15 protein-coding genes are annotated in these 19,137 nt (G+C 68.2%); 11 read left to right on the forward strand and 4 right to left on the reverse strand.

Annotated features, from left to right (window positions below; all coding sequences use genetic code 11):
* Window positions 1-132 precede the first annotated feature (132 nt).
* The 6 genes from GOAMI_RS15410 to pknB all read left to right on the forward strand — a co-directional run bounded on the left by GOAMI_RS15410 (window position 133) and on the right by pknB (window position 8,395).
* The gene (locus GOAMI_RS15410; protein ID WP_006437475.1) at window positions 133-597 is read left to right on the forward strand and encodes an FHA domain-containing protein FhaB/FipA; all 465 of its coding nucleotides are present in this window, start codon (window positions 133-135) and stop codon (window positions 595-597) included.
* A complete protein-coding gene (locus tag GOAMI_RS15415) occupies window positions 594-2,090 on the forward strand; it encodes a PP2C family protein-serine/threonine phosphatase (protein WP_006437476.1) in 1,497 nt (498 codons plus the stop codon). Before GOAMI_RS15410 ends, GOAMI_RS15415 begins: the two co-directional genes overlap by 4 nt.
* Window positions 2,087-3,520, forward strand: a complete 1,434-nt coding sequence (locus GOAMI_RS15420; protein WP_006437477.1) for an FtsW/RodA/SpoVE family cell cycle protein — start codon at window positions 2,087-2,089, stop codon at window positions 3,518-3,520. Before GOAMI_RS15415 ends, GOAMI_RS15420 begins: the two co-directional genes overlap by 4 nt.
* Window positions 3,517-5,016, forward strand: coding sequence for a peptidoglycan D,D-transpeptidase FtsI family protein (locus tag GOAMI_RS15425; protein WP_006437478.1), 1,500 nt, complete (start codon window positions 3,517-3,519; stop codon window positions 5,014-5,016). Before GOAMI_RS15420 ends, GOAMI_RS15425 begins: the two co-directional genes overlap by 4 nt.
* A complete protein-coding gene (locus tag GOAMI_RS15430; RefSeq protein WP_006437479.1) occupies window positions 5,013-6,374 on the forward strand; it encodes a protein kinase domain-containing protein in 1,362 nt (453 codons plus the stop codon). The genes GOAMI_RS15425 and GOAMI_RS15430 overlap by 4 nt, the downstream gene beginning before the upstream one ends.
* Window positions 6,375-6,445: 71 nt before the next feature.
* Entirely contained in the window at window positions 6,446-8,395 is a 1,950-nt protein-coding gene (gene pknB / locus GOAMI_RS15435) for a Stk1 family PASTA domain-containing Ser/Thr kinase (protein WP_006437480.1), read from the forward strand.
* Window positions 8,396-8,430: 35 nt separating this feature from the next.
* Here the strand turns inward: pknB and GOAMI_RS15440 are convergent, their stop codons facing one another.
* Window positions 8,431-9,090, reverse strand: a complete 660-nt coding sequence (locus tag GOAMI_RS15440) for an aminodeoxychorismate/anthranilate synthase component II (RefSeq protein WP_024497917.1) — start codon at window positions 9,088-9,090, stop codon at window positions 8,431-8,433.
* A gap of 161 nt (window positions 9,091-9,251) precedes the next feature.
* Between GOAMI_RS15440 and crgA the strand changes: the two genes are divergently transcribed.
* Window positions 9,252-9,542, forward strand: a complete 291-nt coding sequence (gene crgA / locus GOAMI_RS15445) for a cell division protein CrgA (RefSeq protein WP_006437482.1) — start codon at window positions 9,252-9,254, stop codon at window positions 9,540-9,542.
* A gap of 118 nt (window positions 9,543-9,660) precedes the next feature.
* Window positions 9,661-10,173, forward strand: coding sequence for a PH domain-containing protein (locus GOAMI_RS15450; protein WP_006437483.1), 513 nt, complete (start codon window positions 9,661-9,663; stop codon window positions 10,171-10,173).
* Window positions 10,174-10,183: 10 nt separating this feature from the next.
* Here the strand turns inward: GOAMI_RS15450 and GOAMI_RS15455 are convergent, their stop codons facing one another.
* Together GOAMI_RS15455 and GOAMI_RS15460 are read right to left on the reverse strand one after the other, a co-directional pair.
* Window positions 10,184-10,897, reverse strand: coding sequence for a rhomboid family intramembrane serine protease (locus tag GOAMI_RS15455; protein WP_024497918.1), 714 nt, complete (start codon window positions 10,895-10,897; stop codon window positions 10,184-10,186).
* Between the two features lie 203 nt (window positions 10,898-11,100).
* A complete protein-coding gene (locus tag GOAMI_RS15460) occupies window positions 11,101-11,622 on the reverse strand; it encodes a peptidylprolyl isomerase (protein WP_006437485.1) in 522 nt (173 codons plus the stop codon).
* 147 nt (window positions 11,623-11,769) lie between these two features.
* Between GOAMI_RS15460 and GOAMI_RS15465 the strand changes: the two genes are divergently transcribed.
* From GOAMI_RS15465 to GOAMI_RS15475, 3 genes are all read left to right on the forward strand, one after another.
* Window positions 11,770-11,949 carry a hypothetical protein gene (locus GOAMI_RS15465; RefSeq protein ID WP_006437486.1) on the forward strand — a complete coding sequence of 60 codons (180 nt, stop codon included), beginning with the start codon at window positions 11,770-11,772 and terminating at the stop codon, window positions 11,947-11,949.
* An 843-nt stretch (window positions 11,950-12,792) separates the two neighbouring features.
* Window positions 12,793-13,089, forward strand: a complete 297-nt coding sequence (locus GOAMI_RS15470; RefSeq protein WP_006437488.1) for a DUF4190 domain-containing protein — start codon at window positions 12,793-12,795, stop codon at window positions 13,087-13,089.
* 295 nt (window positions 13,090-13,384) lie between these two features.
* Window positions 13,385-18,883: an ATP-binding protein gene (locus GOAMI_RS15475; protein ID WP_006437489.1), complete on the forward strand. Its 5,499-nt coding sequence runs from the start codon at window positions 13,385-13,387 to the stop codon at window positions 18,881-18,883.
* Here the strand turns inward: GOAMI_RS15475 and rpsR are convergent.
* Window positions 18,868-19,122: a 30S ribosomal protein S18 gene (gene rpsR / locus GOAMI_RS15480; protein ID WP_006437490.1), complete on the reverse strand. Its 255-nt coding sequence runs from the start codon at window positions 19,120-19,122 to the stop codon at window positions 18,868-18,870. The two genes, GOAMI_RS15475 and rpsR, sit on opposite strands and share 16 nt — an antisense overlap.
* Window positions 19,123-19,137: the final 15 nt, after the last annotated feature.

Consider the following 19,137-nt stretch of genomic DNA (forward strand, 5'->3'; position numbering starts at 1 on the left):
TCGGCGGAACTGCCCATAAGATGCACACGGGGTCCGCCGGTTGCGATCGGCAGTCGAGATCGACACCCGCCGGTACGGCTTGCCGAGTACGACTGAACCGAGATGTGACGGCGCTGGAGGTGAACACACGAGATGCAGGGCTTGGTGCTGCAATTGACCCGTATCGGGTTCCTGCTGTTGCTGTGGTTGTTCGTCTTCGCCGTGATCCGGACTCTTCGTGCCGATATCGCCTCGGCCGGCGGCATGCGCATCCCGCGCTACTCGGGTGGCGCCGACAAGCGTCGACGCAGCGGTGGGGTACGCGGCGCGGCCCGCTACCTCGTCGTCACGCACGGCGCCCTGGCCAACACCCGCATCAGCCTCGGCCAGCAGCCGGTGCTGCTCGGCCGTGCCGACGACTCGACCCTCGTCCTCACCGACGACTACGCCTCGGAACGTCACGCACGCCTCTCCAGACGGGGTGACGACTGGTATGTCGAAGACCTCGGTTCCACCAACGGCACCTATCTCGACCGGTCCAAGGTGACGACTGCCGCCAAGGTCCCGCTGAACACGCCGATCCGCATCGGCAAGACCGTGATCGAGTTGCGCCCGTGACACTTGTGTTGCGCTACATCGCGCGCAGCGACCGCGGTCTCGTCCGGTCCAACAACGAGGACTCCTTCTACGCCGGTCCGCGCCTGCTCGCGCTCGCCGACGGCATGGGCGGACACGCGGCCGGCGAGGTCGCCAGTCAGCTCGTCATCCGTGCCCTGTCCGAACTCGACGAGGACGAGCCCGGCGGCGATCTGCTGAGCCAGCTCGACCGCGCCACACGCGCGGGCAACGAGGCCATCGCCGCACAGGTCCACGAGGCGCCCGAGCTCGACGGCATGGGCACCACGCTCACCGCCATCCTCTTCGCCGGCAGCCGAATCGGACTGTGCCACATCGGCGATTCACGCGGCTACATGTACCGCGACGGTGTACTCAACCAGATCACCCGCGACGACACCTTCGTGCAGACACTCGTCGACGAAGGCCGGATCACCGCCGAGCAGGCACACACGCACCCGCAACGGTCGCTGATCATGCGGGCGCTGACCGGCAGCGAGGTCGAACCCACACTCACCATGCGCGAGGCCCGCGCCGGCGACCGGTACATGCTCTGCAGCGACGGGCTGTCCGACGTCGTGAGCGAGGAGACCCTCGCCGAAACCCTCGGCTCGATCGCGGATCCGAAGGAATGCGCCGACCGCTTGATCGAACTCGCCCTGCGCGGTGGCGGCCCGGACAACGTGACCGTCGTCCTCGCCGACGTCGTCGACACCGAGTACGGCGACTCTCGCCCGATCGTCGGCGGAGCCGCCGGCGGCCACGAGGAGCACTACATCCCCGATCCCGCGACCGCTGCCGGGCGCGCCGCCGCGCTGCGTCCGCCGGCCGCCCAGCCGCAGCGCCCGACGGTCCTGACCGAGGACGACGCGCCGCCGAAGCACAAGAGCACGTGGCGTCGGTGGCTTGCCGTCGGTGTCGCGGTCGCGGTCGTCGTCGCACTGGTCGCCGGATTCTTCGCCGTCCGCCCGGTCGTGCAGAGAAACTACTACGTGGCCGCCGACTCCGGCGGGGACGTCGTGATCCATCAGGGTTCGCCGGCCGACTTCCTCTTCGTGTCGATGAGCGAACCCGTGACACGGGTATGCGTCGAGAATCTCGACCAGGAGAAACCCACCTACACCTTCATCCCGTACGACGACACCTGCAAGATCTCGCTCAACGTCGACGATCTCGTGTCCGGACCGGCTCAATCGGTGAAGAACGTGATGATCCGCGACCGCAGCGCCGAGGAGATCGAGGGCGTGGTGACCAAGGAGCTCACCTTCCGCTGCGACAATGCTCCGTCGTCGACTCCTCCGCCTCCGCCGTCCACGCCGACCCCGCCCCCGGCCTCGAGCGCACCGCCCGCTCCCCGTGCCTCCGCGAACCCGTCCGGCATCCCCCAGCGAGGTGCCACCGAGTCGGTGGCTCCGCCCGCACCGGGCGCTGCACCCGCCGAGAAGCCCGCACCTCCACAGGACGCCGGTACCAGCTGCCGGCAGCAGGTGAGATGACTCAAGCCGCGCCCACCCCGCATGCCCCGCCTCGCGAGCCCGCGACGAGTACCGGCCGAAACGCCGAGCTACTCCTGCTGGTGTTCGCCATCGGTCTCGTGACGGTGGCCCTTCTCGTCGTCCAAGCCGCCCAGGGCCAGAACCTGACGTGGGACATCGTCAAGTACGTCGCCGCGTACACGGCGCTGTTCGGGATCGCCCACCTGGTCGTACGACGCTACGCGCCGCACGCCGACCCGATCCTGCTCCCCGTCGTCGCCGTGCTCAACGGGCTGGGTCTGGTGCTGATCCACCGCCTCGACCTCGGGTCCGGCAACACCGGCGAGTCGATCAACCCGACCGAGTCGACCAACAACGCCGACCAGCAGTTGCTGTGGGCCGGTCTGGGCATCATCGCGTTCTCGGCGGTGCTGATCCTCATCCGGGATCACCGCACCCTGTCGCGGTACGCCTACACCCTCGGCCTCGGCGGACTGATCTTCCTGATCATCCCGGCGATCCTGCCGAGCGCGTTCTCGGAGATCAACGGCTCCAAGAACTGGATCATCACGCCGTTCTTCTCGATCCAGCCGAGCGAGTTCTCGAAGATCCTGATCATCATCTTCGCCGCGGCGGTCCTGGTGTCGAAGCGCGACCTGTTCATCACCGCGGGCCCGCACGTCCTCGGCGTCGACCTCCCCCGCGCCCGCGACCTCGGTCCCTTGATCGCCGCCTGGGCCATCGCCATCGCGGTGATGGTGGTCCAGAAGGACCTCGGCACGTCGCTGCTGATCTTCGCGACCATCCTGACGATGCTCTACGTGGCCACGTCCCGGGTCGAATGGCTGGTCCTCGGCATCGGTCTGTTCGCCATCGGCGCCGTGCTGGCGTGGTCGATCTTCTCCCATCTGCAGACGCGTGTCTCGGTGTGGCTCAACCCCTTCGAGGACTTCGACGGCTCGGGCTACCAGATCGGTCAGAGCCTGTTCGGCTTGGCCACGGGCGGTCTGTTCGGCACCGGCCTCGGTTCCGGACGACCCAACATCGTGCCGTTCGCCAACACCGACTTCATCATCTCGACCATCGGTGAGGAACTCGGGCTCGCCGGGCTCACCGCGATCCTGCTGCTCTACATGGTGTTCATCCATCGCGGCCTGCGCACCGGCATCGCCGTCCGGGACAGCTTCGGCAAGCTTCTCGCCACGGGCCTGGCGTTCACCATCGCCATGCAGATCTTCGTCGTGGTCGGTGGCGTCACCAAGCTCATCCCGCTGACCGGTCTGACGACGCCGTTCCTGTCCTACGGCGGATCGTCGCTGCTGGCCAACTACATCCTCGTCGCGCTGCTCATCCGGATCTCCAACGCCGCCCGCGAACCCGATCCGGTGAAGAAACGTCCGGCGGCCAAGCCGGTTGAAGCGCTGCCCACCCAGGTGGTGAAGCGCCGATGAACAAGCCGATCCGAAACGTGTCGATCGCGGTGATCGTGATGATCGTCGCGCTGCTGGCCAACGCCACCTACGTCCAGGTGTTCAAGGCCGACGCCCTGAAGACCGACCCGCGCAACAACCGGGTCCTGCTCGACGAGTACTCGCGCCAGCGCGGCCTGATCACCACCGCCGACGGCACGGTGATCGCCCTGTCGGTGCCCATCGACAGCCGCCTGAAGTTCCTGCGTCAGTACCCGCGGGAAGGCGCCGAGGCATTCGCGCCGGTCACCGGCTACTACTCGTTCCAGTACCTGGCGAGCCAGATCGAGCACTACGAGAACTCCATCCTCAACGGATCCGACGACCGCCTTTTCGGCCAGCGGTTCATGGACATGTTCTCCGGCCGCGACCCGCGTGGCGGCAATGTCGTCACGACGATCAACCCGAAGGTCCAGCAAGCTGCGTACCGCGCCATGCTCAACGGGCCGTGCGACGGACCGTGCCGCGGCGCGGTGGTGGCGCTCCAGCCCAACACCGGCAAGATCCTGGCGATGGTCTCGACCCCGAGCTACGACCCCAACAAGCTCGCCAGCCACGACCAGGAAGTTCGTGAGAGCAGCTGGGAGGCGTGGAACCGTCCCGGCGACACCGCACAGCCGATGCTCAATCGCGCGATCAGCCAGCTGTACCCGCCGGGGTCGACCTTCAAGGTCGTCACCTCGGCGGCCGCGCTCCGCGACAACATCACCCCGGGCATCCGCCTCACCGCGTCACCGAGTTTCCCGCTGCCGGGCACCAACGTGTCCCTGCCGAACTACGGCGGACAGGCCTGTCCGGGGTCCTCGGGCGGAACCGTGTCGCTGGAGACGGCGTTCAAGTACTCGTGCAACACCGCGTTCGCCGAACTCGTGACAGAGAAGATGTCGGACGCGATCCCCAAGTTCACCGAGACCGCGAGCCTGTTCGGCCTCGATCAGCCCGGCCCGGACATCCCGATCCCCGTCGCCGACTCGACCGTGGGTCAGATCCCGTCTCTCGACGTTCTCGCACAGGCATCCATCGGACAGCGGGATGTACGGCTCACGCCGCTACAGAACGCCATGATCGCGGCGACCGTCGCCAACGGAGGGGTGCGTATGCAGCCGTACCTGGTCGATAAGCTCCAATCGGCGGATCTGCGAACCTTGCAGACCACACCGCCGACCACCGCCAACAAACCGATCACACCGGAGCAGGCGGCCGAGCTGACATCGATGATGATCGAGTCCGAGCGCTCCACCGCGGGAGCCGGCGGACCGGTGTCGATCGCGTCGAAGACCGGCACCGCCGAGAGCGGTTCGAGCACCGAGACCCCGTACGCCTGGTACATCGCGTTCGGACCGTCGTCGAATGCACAGATTGCCGTGGCCGTCGTGGTGGAGAATGGACAATTCGGTGCGGACTCGGTCGGCGGGACCGTCGCCGCACCGATCGGACGAGAAGTGATCAACTCACTGGTGGGAGGTGGCAGTCGATGACCCTGCAGAACGGCACCACCATCGGTGATCGTTACCGGCTCATCCGTCTGATCGCGACGGGCGGCATGGGCCAGGTGTGGGAAGCCCTCGACACACGCCTGAACCGTCGTGTCGCGGTGAAGGTCCTCAAGGCCGAGTACACGAGCGACCCGGAGTTCATCGCGCGGTTCCGCGCGGAGGCGCAGACGACCGCGAAACTCAACAACCCGGGCATCGCCAACGTCTTCGATTACGGCGAGACGCCGGATTACAACGGTGGCCACCCGCTGGCCTATCTGGTGATGGAACTGGTCGACGGTGAGCCGCTGAACTCGGTGATCTCGCGTCTCGGCCGGCTGTCGCTGACCAACACGCTCGACATGCTCGAACAGACCGGCCGGGCCCTGCAGGCCGCGCACAGTCAGGGTCTGGTGCATCGCGACGTCAAGCCGGGCAACATCCTGATCACTCCCACCGGCCAGGTGAAGATCACCGACTTCGGTATCGCCAAGGCCGTCGACTCCGCGCCGGTCACCAAGACCGGAATGGTCATGGGCACCGCGCAGTACATCTCTCCCGAGCAGGCCACCGGCGACGAGGCGACTGCCGCGTCCGACGTGTACTCGCTCGGCGTCGTCGGCTACGAGGCCCTCACCGGCCGGCGCCCGTTCCTCGGCGACGGTGCGATCACCGTGGCGATGAAACACATCCGCGAATCACCGCCGCCACTGCCGTCCAACCTGCCCTCGGGTGTCCGTGAGCTCATCGAGATCACGATGGCCAAGGATCCACGCCAGCGTTACGCCAGCGGTGGCGAGTTCGCCGACGCGGTGGCCGCCGTCCGCGCGGGTCGCCGACCCCCGCGACCGGGGGCCATCGCCGGTGCCGCAGCGGGCGCTGCCGGGGCCGCGGCGCTGGGCAACACCGTCGCAACCCGCGCCGCGACGTCGCCGGGCACCGCTTCGCGTCCCGTCACACCGCGTCCGACGTCCCGGACGGCGGTCGCGCCGCCACCGGACAACAGCTGGACGACCGGCCAGAAGGTCCTCGCCGGTGTGGCCGCCGCGTTGCTGGTCGGTGCGATCGGCCTGATCGGCTTCTACCTGGTCAGCAGCGGTGGCAGCGATGCCGCACCGCCGGCCCCGTCCACCTCCTCGACAGTCACCCAGACCACCACTGTGGCCCCGACCGAGGAACCGACGGAGACCACGACCACGCGACGCCCGACCCGCACCACCACGCGGGAGGAGACGACCACCAGCGAACAGACGACGGAGACGACGACACCGGCTCCGCCGACGACCACCGAGGACACGACGGACACCGGTGCCGCCACCGGTACCCCGTGCTTCCCCGGCGTGCCGTTCCCGCTGTGCTAGACCCCCGCGCCATGCTGATATCACGTCCGACCACCACACCGAGCTGAGATCCGAGGCTGACCCCGAGGCAGATGACGACACCACACCACCTCTCCGACCGCTACGAACTCGGCGAAACGCTGGGTTTCGGTGGCATGTCCGAGGTGCACTATGCCCGGGATCTGGTGTTGCACCGGGATGTGGCGATCAAGGTGCTGCGCGCCGACCTCGCGCGTGATCCGTCGTTCTATCTCCGGTTCCGGCGGGAAGCCCAGAACGCGGCGAAGCTGAATCACCCGACGATCGTCCAGGTCTTCGACACCGGTGAGGCCGAGACCGAGGACGGTCCGCTGCCGTTCATCGTGATGGAGTACGTCGACGGCGACACCCTGCGAGACGTGTTGCGCGCCAACGGTCCGATCGCACCGCGGCAGGCGATGACGTGGATGGCCGACGTCGCGGCCGCGATGGACTTCTCACACCGCAACGGCATCGTGCACCGCGACATGAAGCCGGCGAACGTGATGATCGACAAGTCCGGCGCGGTGAAGGTGATGGACTTCGGCATCGCCCGCGCGATGAGCGACTCGACGTCGACCATGACGCAGACGTCCGCGGTGATGGGCACCGCCCAGTACCTGTCGCCGGAGCAGGCCCGCGGCATCAAGGTCGACCCGCGCAGCGACATCTACTCGATGGGTTGTGTGCTCTTCGAGTTGCTCACCGGAGAACCGCCGTTCACCGGTGACTCACCCGTCGCGGTCGCCCACCAGCACGTGCACGAGGACCCGCCGTGGCCGTCGCACGTGCGCCCCGACATCCCGCGTGAGCTCGACTCCGTCGTACTCAAGGCGATGAGCAAGAACAAGGAGAACCGGTATCAGTCGGCCGCTGATCTGCGCGCTGACCTGATCCGGGTGCTCGCCGGCGGCAAGCCGTCGGCGCCGATGCTGCTCACCGACGAGGAGCGCACCGAGTTCATCGACACCGGGCCGCGACGCCCCACCCGGTCGGAGACGACCGGGCCCCGTCGCGCCGTCCCCGCGCGGACCGGCGGCAACCATCGACGAGACGACGCATACCGGGACGACGCCGACGACGAGCCGCCACGCCGAAGGTCACGCCGACTGATGGCCGGCGCAATGGCCGCAGTGGTGCTGCTCGTCGGAACGCTGTTCCTCTGGTCCCCGTGGAGTTCGGGGTCCGATCCCGAAGTCACCGTGCCCGCGGTCAGCGGGCTGAGTTCCGACGACGCCCGGTCCTCCCTCGAACGCGCCGGTTTCGAGGTGCGGGTCCTCGAGGAACCCAGCCTCGACGTCGGGCCCGGACTGGCCACGAGGTCGACGCCGGGCGAAGGGGTCCTGGCGGCCGAGGGATCCGAGGTCGCGCTGTACATCTCGACCGGCCCACAACGGCACCGGATACCGTCTGACCTGGTCGGGAAGACCCCTTCGGAGGCGCAGGACGCCCTCAAGGTGCTCGGGTTCACCAATGTCAGGACCGAACGTGTCGACTCCCCGATCGACATGAAGGACAAGGTCGTCTCGACCGCACCGAAGATCGGCACCGAGGTGCCGGTGAACGGCGCGGTGGTCCTCAACGTGGGCAACGGCCCCAAGGAGATCACCGTCCGCGACGTCGTCGGCATGCCGGCGGACCGCGCCCGCGCGGTCCTCGAAGAGCTCGGTATGACGGTCGAGGTGATCGCGGTCGACTCGGAACAGCCCGCGGGCGAGGTCATCTCCACCTCTCCCGGGCCCGGTTCGACGGCCGAGCAGGGCAGCACGGTGCAGCTCTCGGTGTCCCGGGGCAACCTGTTCACCGTCCCGAACCTGCGGGGCAAGACCCCCGTCGAGGCCCAGGCATCCCTCGAGCAGGCGGGGTGGGAACGGTCGACGCTGACGCGTCAGACGCGCAACGTGCCGCTGAACAGTCCCGACAGCGGACGGGTCATCGGGCAGGACCCCCCGGCGGGTTCGAAGGCGCGCAAGAGCGGCGCGATCACCATCGTCGTCGGTCAGGCCAGCCTGCTGCCGAACTGACACCCTCGCTCCCTTTTAGTGCGAGTGGGGCGGCGTCAGCCGACCGCGCTGGCCATCTCAGCTTCGAGCGCCGCGACACGTGCCTCGTCAACCTCGATCCCGCAGATCTTGAGCCAGTTGGCGAGCATTCGGTGCCCGCCCTGGGTGAGAACGCTCTCGGGGTGGAATTGCACCCCGTGGATCGGCAGCTCGCGGTGGGCCATCGCCATCACGATGCCGGACTCGGTGCGTCCGGTGACGACGAGCTCGTCGGGGATCGTCTCGGGCAAGACGGTCAGCGAGTGGTAGCGGGTGGCGGTGAACGGATCCGGCAGGCCGGCGAGCACACCCTTGTCGTCGTGGAAGACCAGCGAGGTCTTTCCGTGCAGCAGTTCCGGGGCTCGGTCGACGGTCCCGCCGAAGGCAGCGCCGATCGCCTGGTGCCCCAAGCACACACCCAGCAGGGGGAGTTCCTCGGCAGCGGCCACCTCGACCATCGGCATCGTCGCACCGGCACGCTGCGGGGTGCCCGGTCCCGGGCTCAGCAGCACTCCGTCGAATCCGGCGACCGCCTCACGCAGATGTTCGGCGTCGAACGGGGTCAGACGCGGGTCGTCGTTGCGCCACACGACGGCCTCGACACCGAGCTGACCCAGGTATTGGACCAGGTTGTAGACGAAGCTGTCGTAGTTGTCGATGACCAGGATGCGGCTCACGGACAAAAGGCTACCGCCGAAAGCGGGTACCGCCGTCAGCGACCTGGTGAGATACCGTAGAAGCCGAGTGTTTCCGACCCCGGACCGCTCGTCGCCACGACGTTCGGGACGCCAGGGCACGCGTACGACCGCTGCCGCGGTACAGCACAACAGAGGATGTCATGCCGAAGTCAAAAGTCCGGAAGAAGACCGACTACACGATCAACACCGCGAGCAGGACGCCGGTCAAGGTCAAGGCCGGCGCCTCGAGCACCATCTACGTGAGCGTGATGCTCGGCCTGATGCTCTTGGGGCTGGCCTGGCTCGTCGTCTACTACCTCGCCGCCACCCCCACCGCGTACGGCGGCGAGGGTCAGGTCCTCTACTGGATGGCGCAGCTCAACTCCTGGAACTTCCTCATCGGGTTCTCGCTCATGGTGGCCGGCCTGTTGATGACCATGCGGTGGCGCTGATCGCATTGCCGCTCATGTCCCGGACGAATCACTCTGAACTGCGGAAACACATGTGTGTAAGTTGTCCACAGTGTGGAAATAACATGTGTGTAAGTTCTCCCCACTGTGAGTAACTCCTGTGGATAACTCTGGCGACTCATCCACACACGCATGGTCGACGCCCGTCGGCGCGGGAGTCGCGGGCTGCCTCGGGGGAGTGATCCTGCTCGGCGGCGCGGTTCTGGTGTCCAACGACCCGGGGGGCTCCGTGCTCATGGGAATCGCCGGCATCCTGCTGGTCGGCCTGGGTGTCTACACGCTGGTCGTCCGGCCGCGCCTCGAACTCGCCGCCGGATACCCCGCCACGCTGACCGTCCGCGGTCTGACCGGGCGGCGCAGCTACACGCCCGACCGCGTCGAACGCATCCGGCTGCTGTCGATGCGCCGCGTCGGGCGTCGGGTGGGACAGCTCGAGATCGACGTCCTCGACGACGACGCCGAACCCGTCCGCCCGAATGACGGAACCGGGAAGGACGGACCCCGGGACGACACCCGGTTGCTGGTCTTCAGTCGATGGGATCTCGGCACCGACCTCATCTCGGTCGTCGACGAACTCCGCGCTGCGGGATTCCACGTCGACGACGACAGATGACGTGTGAACGTCAGCGGATGTAGGTCAGCCCGTCGTAGGTGACGCCCCCGGCGATCCCCAGGCCGAGCGCGACGACGAAGAGCACGCCGAGCGCGATCCAGCCGACCCGGCCGGTCGCCTGCGAGGTCCGGCGCCCCTCGGGCAGAACCAGTCCCGGGAGATAGACGACGGCTGCGGTGGCCGCGGCACCGAAGGCGAGACCGCCGAGGTGCCCCAGGACGGAGATCCCGGGCAGCGAGAACGACAGGACCACGTTGAACCCGATGATCAACAGCACCGGCACCGGTGAGACCCGCGCCTTGAGGATGATCACCAGCATCGCGCCCATGAGGCCGTAGATGGCGCCCGAGGCGCCCGCGGTCAGGGCGCGATCGTTCTCGAAGAGCATGACGGCGGCGCTGCCGCCCAACAGGGCGATCAGATACACCGCGAGGTAGCGGGCCATGCCGAGCGCGAGCTCGAGGTCACGGCCCAGGATGTAGAGCGAGAGCATGTTGACGGCCACATGCATCACACTGAAATGCAGGAAGCCGGACGTCAGCAGTCGCCAGTACTCGCCGGCGGCGACGTCGCTCTTGAGTAGATCTCCGGAGCTGAAGATCGTGGCGGCCCCGGGGTCGCCGAAGCCTGCCTGTGCCACGCACAGGAGGAAGACCAGGATGTTGATCCCGATCAGGGTGTAGGTGACGTACGGCTTGCCTTCGGACAACCGGGTCCTGGCCATCCTCCGGATCCCGCGGTCGCCGAAGGCCGGCGTCTGCTGAACACCGTCATCTCGAAGACACTCGAGACAATGCTGGCCGACCGACGCAGGTCGAAGACACTCCGGACACGCCGGCCGCCCACACCGGCTGCAGGACAGGCCGGTGGGACGGTCGGGATGCCGGTAGCACACCGCCCGCTGGGGGGCGGTGTGTTCCGGAGTGGTCAGTTGACCTCGATCTTCTCGATGACGACGGCGTCGAGCGGACGATCCTGACGATCGGTCGACGTCGTCGCGATCGCGTCGACGACCTGCTGCGACGCGGGGTCGGTGACCTCACCGAAGATGCTGTGGCGACGGTTGAGGTGCGGGGTCGGGCCGACGGTGATGAAGAACTGCGAGCCGTTGGTGCCCGGCCCGGCGTTGGCCATGGCGAGCAGGTACGGACGATCGAACTGCAGCTCGGGATGGAACTCGTCACCGAACTGGTAGCCGGGGCCGCCCATGCCGGTGCCGGTCGGGTCGCCGCCCTGGATCATGAAGCCGGCGATCACACGGTGGAAGACCGAGCCGTCGTAGAACGGTCCGGAGTTGCCGCCGGACGCATTCGGCTTGCTGTACTCCTTGCTGCCGTCGGCGAGGCCGACGAAGTTCTCGACCGTCTTCGGCGCATGGTTCGGGAACAGGTCGACCTTGATGTCGCCGCGGTTGGTGTGGATGACTGCGGAGGTTTTCTGAGTGGTCACCCCACCATCCAACCACTTGTCTCCTACCGGATGGTCGGGAGATGGCTCCCAGATGCATGGATCCGATTCCGTGGACGTGGTCTGCGCGCGCAGGGTCACACGATCCGAGGTGGCATCGGCGGCTGCCCGGCTGGCACTCTGGTCGACATGCCGAAGAACTACCTCGTCGTCGTACTGACCGTGCTCGCAGCGGCGGTCACCGCAGGTGCCGGCGCGGTCGTCCTGCGTCGAACACGCCAGGATCCGCCGCCGGTCTCCCCGACCGTTCCCCGCATCGAGGAGGTCCGTCAGGCCCTCGTGGAGAGCACGGAATCACAGGCCTCGTGACGACACCGCCGACGGTCGATCCGGGCGTCGGCGGCGTCCACGGGTAATTTGAAACACGTGACCTCAGACGACGAGCGCTCTACGACCACGCCCGCCTCCCCCGGTGGCGCGTCCGAGCGGGCACGCGAGCTGTGGTCGATGTCCGACGACGCGAGGCCTCGCGACCCGGAACCGACCCGTTCCGGTCCGAGCGGCGCCGGCCCGGCGCCCACCGGCGGATCCCACGGCACCGCCCCCTGGGAGCGTGTTCCGAGCGCACCCATCAGTGCACCCTCCCCGCCCCGCGGTCGTGACGTGCCCGAACCGAACCGTCCCGGGCCCGGCGGATCCTTCCCACCCGTATCGGGTGGCCCGACGCTCGGTGGTCCCACATCTGCCCAGCGTCCCGGTCCGCCCCCCGGCAGTCCCCGTCCCTCGGACGGACCCGGCGGACCCGGCGGTCCGCGTCCGCAACCGCCCGGCCCGAACGGTCCCCGCCCCGGCGGTGATCCGGGTCGTCCCCCACGGCCGGCCGGCGCGTACACGACCGGGCCCCGTCCGCGGCCGGTTCCGGGTGATCCGCAGGGCAATCCCCGTCCGATGCCCCCTGGCGCCCCGCCCCCGGCCGGACACCGCCCGTCGCCCGGAGCCCCCCTCCAGTCGCCTATTCCTGGTGCGTCGCAAGGTAATTCGTCGCAAGGTGATCCCTCGCAACGCGCCGGTGCACCACGTCCGGATGCGCTCGGTGCCCGTCCCGGACCGCCACCGTCTCGTCCGGAACCATCTCGTCCGGAACCGCCTCGTCCGCGCCCGGATCTCGACGGCCAGACGCCCGACTCAGACGACCGCACGGTCTTCGCGCCGGTGTCCCAGGCCTACTCAGCAAACAATCCAGCACTCGAGGACGATCCGGAGGACACCGTGGCTCCCCAGTCCGGCCAACGCCTCAATCGCACGGCCGTGTGGGCCCTGGTCCTCTCCGGGCTGGGCATCACCTTCGTGATCGGTCTCGTACTCGGCTACCGCGCGCGGGCCCAGATCCGTCGCACCCGGGAGGCCGGACTGCCGTTCGCGAACGTCGCGATCTGGCTGGGCTGGGCCTACCTCGGCGTGCTGGTGTTCGGTCTGCTCGTCTACGGCTGGATCCTGTTCGTCGCCTGATGCGATCCTGCGCGGCTCTATGACATCGGTCTCAGCGGAAACGGGCGAATCGCCTTCCTCGAGATCGCCGATCGGCACCGAATTGTGCCCCGTTTCGGTAGGAAGATCTGATAGCGGAAAAGAGGCTCCATCCAGCGCGTTCCCGGTCACGGCGAGCCACGGGGTCGAGCCGGGGAGATTCCGGCGCGCGTGAACGTACTCGCGCGTAATGGCTTCGGTCCGCAACTATCGATCTGTTGAACCACCTCGCGTGTGCCGAAAACACCCTCGGCACGACGAACCGAAGGAGTCGGTGATGTTCTCCCGAATTGCCATCGTCAACCGTGGCGAGGCCGCAATGCGCCTCATCCATGCCGTCCGTGGCCTGTCCGCCGAGACCGGGCAGCCGATCGAGGTCATCGCGCTGCACACCGATGTCGACGCCGCCGCCACCTTCGTGCGCGAAGCCGACGTCGCCTACGACCTCGGTCCCGCCGCGTCGCGCCCGTACCTCAACATGAAGGTGCTCGAGCGCGCCCTGCTGGAGACCGGCGCCGACGCGGCGTGGGTCGGCTGGGGCTTCGTCGCCGAGGACCCGGTGTTCGCCGAACTCTGTGAGCGGATCGGCGTGACCTTCGTCGGTCCGTCGCCCGACGCGATGCGCAAGCTGGGCGACAAGATCGGCGCGAAGCTGATCGCCGAGGAAGTCGGTGTGCCGGTCGCACCGTGGAGCCGCGGTGCCGTCGACTCCATCGACGAGGCCCTGACCGCGGCCGCCGACATCGGCTACCCGCTGATGCTGAAGGCCACCGCCGGCGGCGGCGGGCGCGGCATCCGCGTCATCAACAACGACGACGAGCTGCGCGACGCCTACGAGCGCACCCGCGACGAGGCCGCCCGCGCCTTCGGCAGCGGCGTCGTCTTCCTGGAGCGCCTGGTCACCGGTGCGCGCCACGTCGAGGTCCAGGTCATCGCCGACGGTAAGGGCACCGCCTGGGCGCTCGGCGTCCGCGACTGCTCGGTCCAGCGTCGTAACCAGAAGGTCGTCGAGGAATCGGCATCGCCCGTCCTCTCCGAGGACCAGGTCGCCGAGCTCAAGGCCTCCGCCGAGCGGCTCGCCGTCGCCGTCGGCTACCGCGGCGCCGCCACCGTCGAGTTCCTGTACCACCCCGGCGAGAAGCTCTTCGCCTTCCTCGAGGTCAACACCCGACTCCAGGTCGAGCACCCGATCACCGAGATCACCAACGGCTTCGACCTCGTCCGTGCCCAGCTGCACGTCGCGTCCGGCGGCAAGCTCGACGGCGAACCGCCGCGCGAGCGCGGACACGCCATCGAGGCGCGTCTCAACGCCGAGGATCCGGACCGCGACTTCGCACCGGCCCCCGGTCGCATCAACCTCCTCGAACTGCCGGCCGGCCCGGGTATCCGCGTCGACACCGGCGTGAGCGAGGGCGACACCATCCCCGCCGACTTCGACTCGATGATCGCCAAGATCATCGCCTACGGACGTGACCGCGACGAAGCGCTCGGCCGCCTGCGCCGGGCGATGCGCGAGACCCGCGTGATCATCGCCGGTGGCGCCACCAACAAGTCCTTCGTGCTCGAGCTGCTCGACCAGCCCGAGGTGATCGACGGCAGCGCCGACACCGGCTGGATCGACCGCGTCCGCGCCGAGGGGCGCCTGGTCGCGAACCAGCATTCGGCGATCGCACTGATCGCCGCCGCGATCGACGCCTACGAGGAGCAGGAGCAGGTCGAACAGCAGCGTCTGATGTCGACCGCCTCGGGCGGCCGTCCGCAGGTCCAGCACGACAGCGGTCGTCCGCTCGATCTCAAGCTGCGCGGCGCCACATACCGGGTCCGCGTCGCGCGGATCGGCGCGCATCGCTTCCGCGTGAGCATCGAGGCAGGTACCGACGCCCGCACCGTCGACGTCGAGCTCGAGCGCTTCGACGACCATGCCGCCCAGCTCGTGGTCAACCGCGAACGCTTCCGGCTCGTCACCGACACGCACGGTCCCGTCCACCTCGTCGACGTCGACGGGATCACCCACCGCGTCAGCCGCGACGAAGGCGGCATCGTCCGCTCGCCGGCACCCGCGCTGGTCGTCGCGACTCCGCTGCAGGTCGGCGACGAGGTCGAGGCCGGCGCCCCGGTGTTGGTCCTGGAGGCCATGAAGATGGAGACCGTGTTGCGCGCTCCGGTCCGCTCACGTCTCAAGGAATGTGCGGTATCCGTGGGCGCGCAGGTGGAGACCGGAGCGACGCTGCTGCGGCTCGAACCGCTCGCCGACGAGGACGAAGAAACTCCGGAGGAAGTCGCGGGCGTCGACATCGAGCTGCCCGTCGAACCCGAGGTCGAGGCCGACGAGCGCACCACCCGGTCGCAGGAGGACCTGCGCGCCCAGCTCCTCGGCTACGACGTCGACCCGCACGACCGCACCCGTCTCCTCGACGAGTACCTCGCGGTGCGGCGCGCCGCGATGGTCAGCGGTCGCCGGCCTCTCGCCGACGAGCTCGAACTCATCACCGTGTTCGCCGACATCGCCGAGCTGAGCCAGAACCGGCCGTCCAGTGACGAGCTCGGCGTCGAGCACGTCCACAGTGCGCGCGAGAACTTCCACACCTACCTGCAGAGCCTCGACGTGGAGCGGGACGGCCTGCGCGCCGCCTTCCACGACCAGCTCAGCCGGGCGCTGCGGCACTACGGGGTCACCGAGCTCGACCGGACCCCGGAGCTCGAGGCCGCGGTCTTCCGCATCTTCCTGGCGCTGCAGAACCCGACCGGGTCCGTCACCGTCATCAGCACCCTGCTGCGTGAGTGGCTGCAGGAGCCGACGCCCCGCGACGAGCTGCGCGACGACGTGGGCCCCGCCCTCGACCGCCTGATCGCCGCGACCCAGATGCGCTACCCCGCCATCGCCGACCTCGCCCGTGGCGTCGTCTACGCGTGGTACGGCCAGCCGCTGCTGCTCCGCGATCGTGCCCGCGTCTACAGCAACGTGCGCAAGCAACTCCGCTACCTCGACGAGAACCCGAACGCCGCGGACCGCGACGAGCGCATCGACAACATGGTGCGCAGCACCGAGCCGCTGGTCCGTCTCCTCGGCCAGCGCATCGAGCGGGGTAGCACCGACAACCGGGTGATGCTCGAGGTCCTGACCCGCCGCTACTACGGCAACAAGGGGCTCTCGGACATCCGCAACCACGAGGCCGGTGGCACGACCTTCGTCGTCGCCGACCGCGAGGGCGGCAGCCTGATGTCCGCGGCCGTCGGTTTCGCGGCGCTGCCGTCGGTGCTGGAGGGTCTCGGCAAACTCGCCCGGGGCGCGGCCGCGGTCGACTCGGACATCTACCTCAGCTGGGAGCAGCAGCCGAACGACTTCGACGTGCTGGCCGAGACGCTGCACGAGATCGTCTCCAACGCCTCACTCCCCCCGCAGGTCCACCGCGTCACGATCACCGTGGCCGGCAGCGGCGATGCGCGGATGCACCACCACGTCACCTTCCGGCCGTCCGCGACCGGCATGGCGGAGGAACGACTCATCCGCGGTCTGCACCCGCACATCGCGCAGCGGATGCGGATGGAGCGCCTCCGCAAGTTCGACCTCACCCGGCTCTCCTCGGCCGACGACGAAGAGGTGTACCTCTTCCGTTGTGTCGCAAGGGAGAACCCGTCCGACGAGCGGCTCATCGCCTTCGCCCAGGTGCGTGACCTCACGGCGGTCCGCGAACCCGGCGGACGTCTGCTGACGCTGCCCACCGCGGAGGCGACGCTCGCCTCGTGTGCGGACTCGATCCGCCGCGCCCAGCGCGGAGCGGCCCGCCCGTCGAGCACCAACCGGATCATCCTCTACGTGTGGCCGCCCATCGACGACGACGCGTCGATCCTCGACATGATCGCCGGTCACATCCGCGGTGTCACACAGGGAATCGGCCTCGAAGAGGTCCAGGTGATCGCTCGTCGACGCAATCCCGAGACCGGGGACCTCACCAAGGTGTCGATTCACTTCTCGCTCACCGCGACCGGCGAATTCGACGTCAAGGTCGGGGAACCGTCCGAGACCCCGATCGAGCCCGTCGACGAGTACCGACAGAAGGTCAAGCGCGCCGCGGCACGCAACACCGTCTATCCGTACGAGTTGGCCGAGATCCTCGGTGAATTCACCGAATACGACCTCGACGCCGAGCATCGTCTCGTCCCGGTCGACCGGCCCAAGGGCCGCAACACCGCGGCGATGGTCGCCGGTCTGGTCACCACCCCGACCGAGAAGTTCCCCGAGGGCGTCACCCGCGTGGTCCTGCTCGGCGATCCCACCAAATCGCTTGGCGCGCTGTCGGAACCGGAGTGCAGCCGGGTCATCGCCGCACTCGATCTCGCCGAACAGATGCAGGTGCCGCTCGAGTGGTACGCGCTGTCCTCGGGCGCCCGGATCTCGATGGACTCCGGCACCGAGAACATGGACTGGGTCGCCCGCGCGCTGAAGCGTGTCGTCGAGTACACCCAGGCGGGTGGCGAGATCAACATCGTCGTGGCGGGCATCAATGTCGGTGCGCAGCCGTACTGGAACGCCGAGGCGACGATGCTCATGCACACCAAGGGCATCCTGGTCATGACCCCGGATTCGGCGATGGTCCTCACCGGCAAGCAGTCGCTGGACTTCTCCGGCGGTGTCTCGGCCGAGGACAACTTCGGCATCGGTGGTTACGACCGCGTGATGGGCCCGAACGGCCAGGCGCAGTACTGGGCACCGAATCTCGGTGCGGCACGCGATGTCCTCATGTCCCACTACGAGCACACCTACGTGCTTCCGGGCGAGCGCACCCCGCGTCGTGCGATCACGACCGATCCGTCGGACCGGGACGTCTCCGATTACCCGCACGTGCTCGCCGGCAGCGACTTCACCACGGTGGGTCAGGTCTTCTCGCGGGAACACAACCCGGATCGCAAGAAGCCCTTCGACATCCGCACCGTGATGCGCGCCGTCGCCGACCAGGATCACGTCGTCCTCGAACGTTGGGCCGGCATGGCCGACGCCGAGACGGCCGTCGTGTGTGACGTCCACCTGGGCGGCATCCCGGTGTGCATGCTGGGCATCGAGTCGCGTGAGGTCGCGCGTCGTGGCTACAAGCCGACCGACGGACCCGACACGTACACCGCGGGCACGCTGTTCCCGCAGTCGTCGAAGAAGGCCGCCCGCGCGATCAACGTGGCCAGCGGCAACCGTCCGCTCGTCGTGCTCGCGAACCTGTCGGGCTTCGACGGTTCGCCGGAGTCGATGCGCAAGCTGCAACTCGAGTACGGCGCCGAGATCGGCCGGGCGATCGTCAACTTCCGCGGCCCGATCGTGTTCTGCGTGATCTCGCGCTATCACGGCGGTGCGTTCGTGGTGTTCTCGAAGGCGCTGAACCCGAACATGACCGTGCTGGCCATCGACGGTTCGTTCGCGTCGGTGCTCGGCGGTGCGCCCGCGGCCGCGGTGGTGTTCGCCGGTGAGGTCGCCAAGCGCGTCGCCGCCGATCCTCGCGTCCGCGAGCTCGAGGCGAGCGTCGCCGAATCGTCCGGTACCGATCGCTCGAGCCTGAACGCGGAACTCGCCGACATCCGGCAGTCGGTTCGTGCCGAGAAGATCAGCGAGATCGCCGCCGAGTTCGACAAGGTGCACAGCATCCAGCGTGCCGTCGAGGTCGGTTCGGTCGACGCGGTCATCAGTGCCGAGGAGCTGCGTCCGCGGATCATCGGGGCGATCGAGAACTCCCCGGCGTGGGGCAAGACGGACTCGCATGTCGTATGTGTGCGTCAGCGAGAGTCGTAGGGCAGCAACGCCATCTCCCGTGCGTTGCGGATCGCGGTCGCGACCTGGCGCTGTTGCTGCGGCGTCAGGCCGGTGAGCCGACGGCTGCGGATCCGCCCCTTGTCACTGAGGAACTGTCGGAGGAGCGCAACGTCCTTGTAGTCGACCGGGTTCCGTCCGTCGGCCTGGACGCCGAGGGTGATCAGATGGTTCTTCTTGCGGGCCGGACGTTCGTCCTCCCGGCGTGTTCTGCGTGCCATGGGTGTCTCCTGAGG

It is taken from the genome of Gordonia amicalis NBRC 100051 = JCM 11271 (assembly GCF_000332995.1).
GTDB lineage: Bacteria > Actinomycetota > Actinomycetes > Mycobacteriales > Mycobacteriaceae > Gordonia > Gordonia amicalis.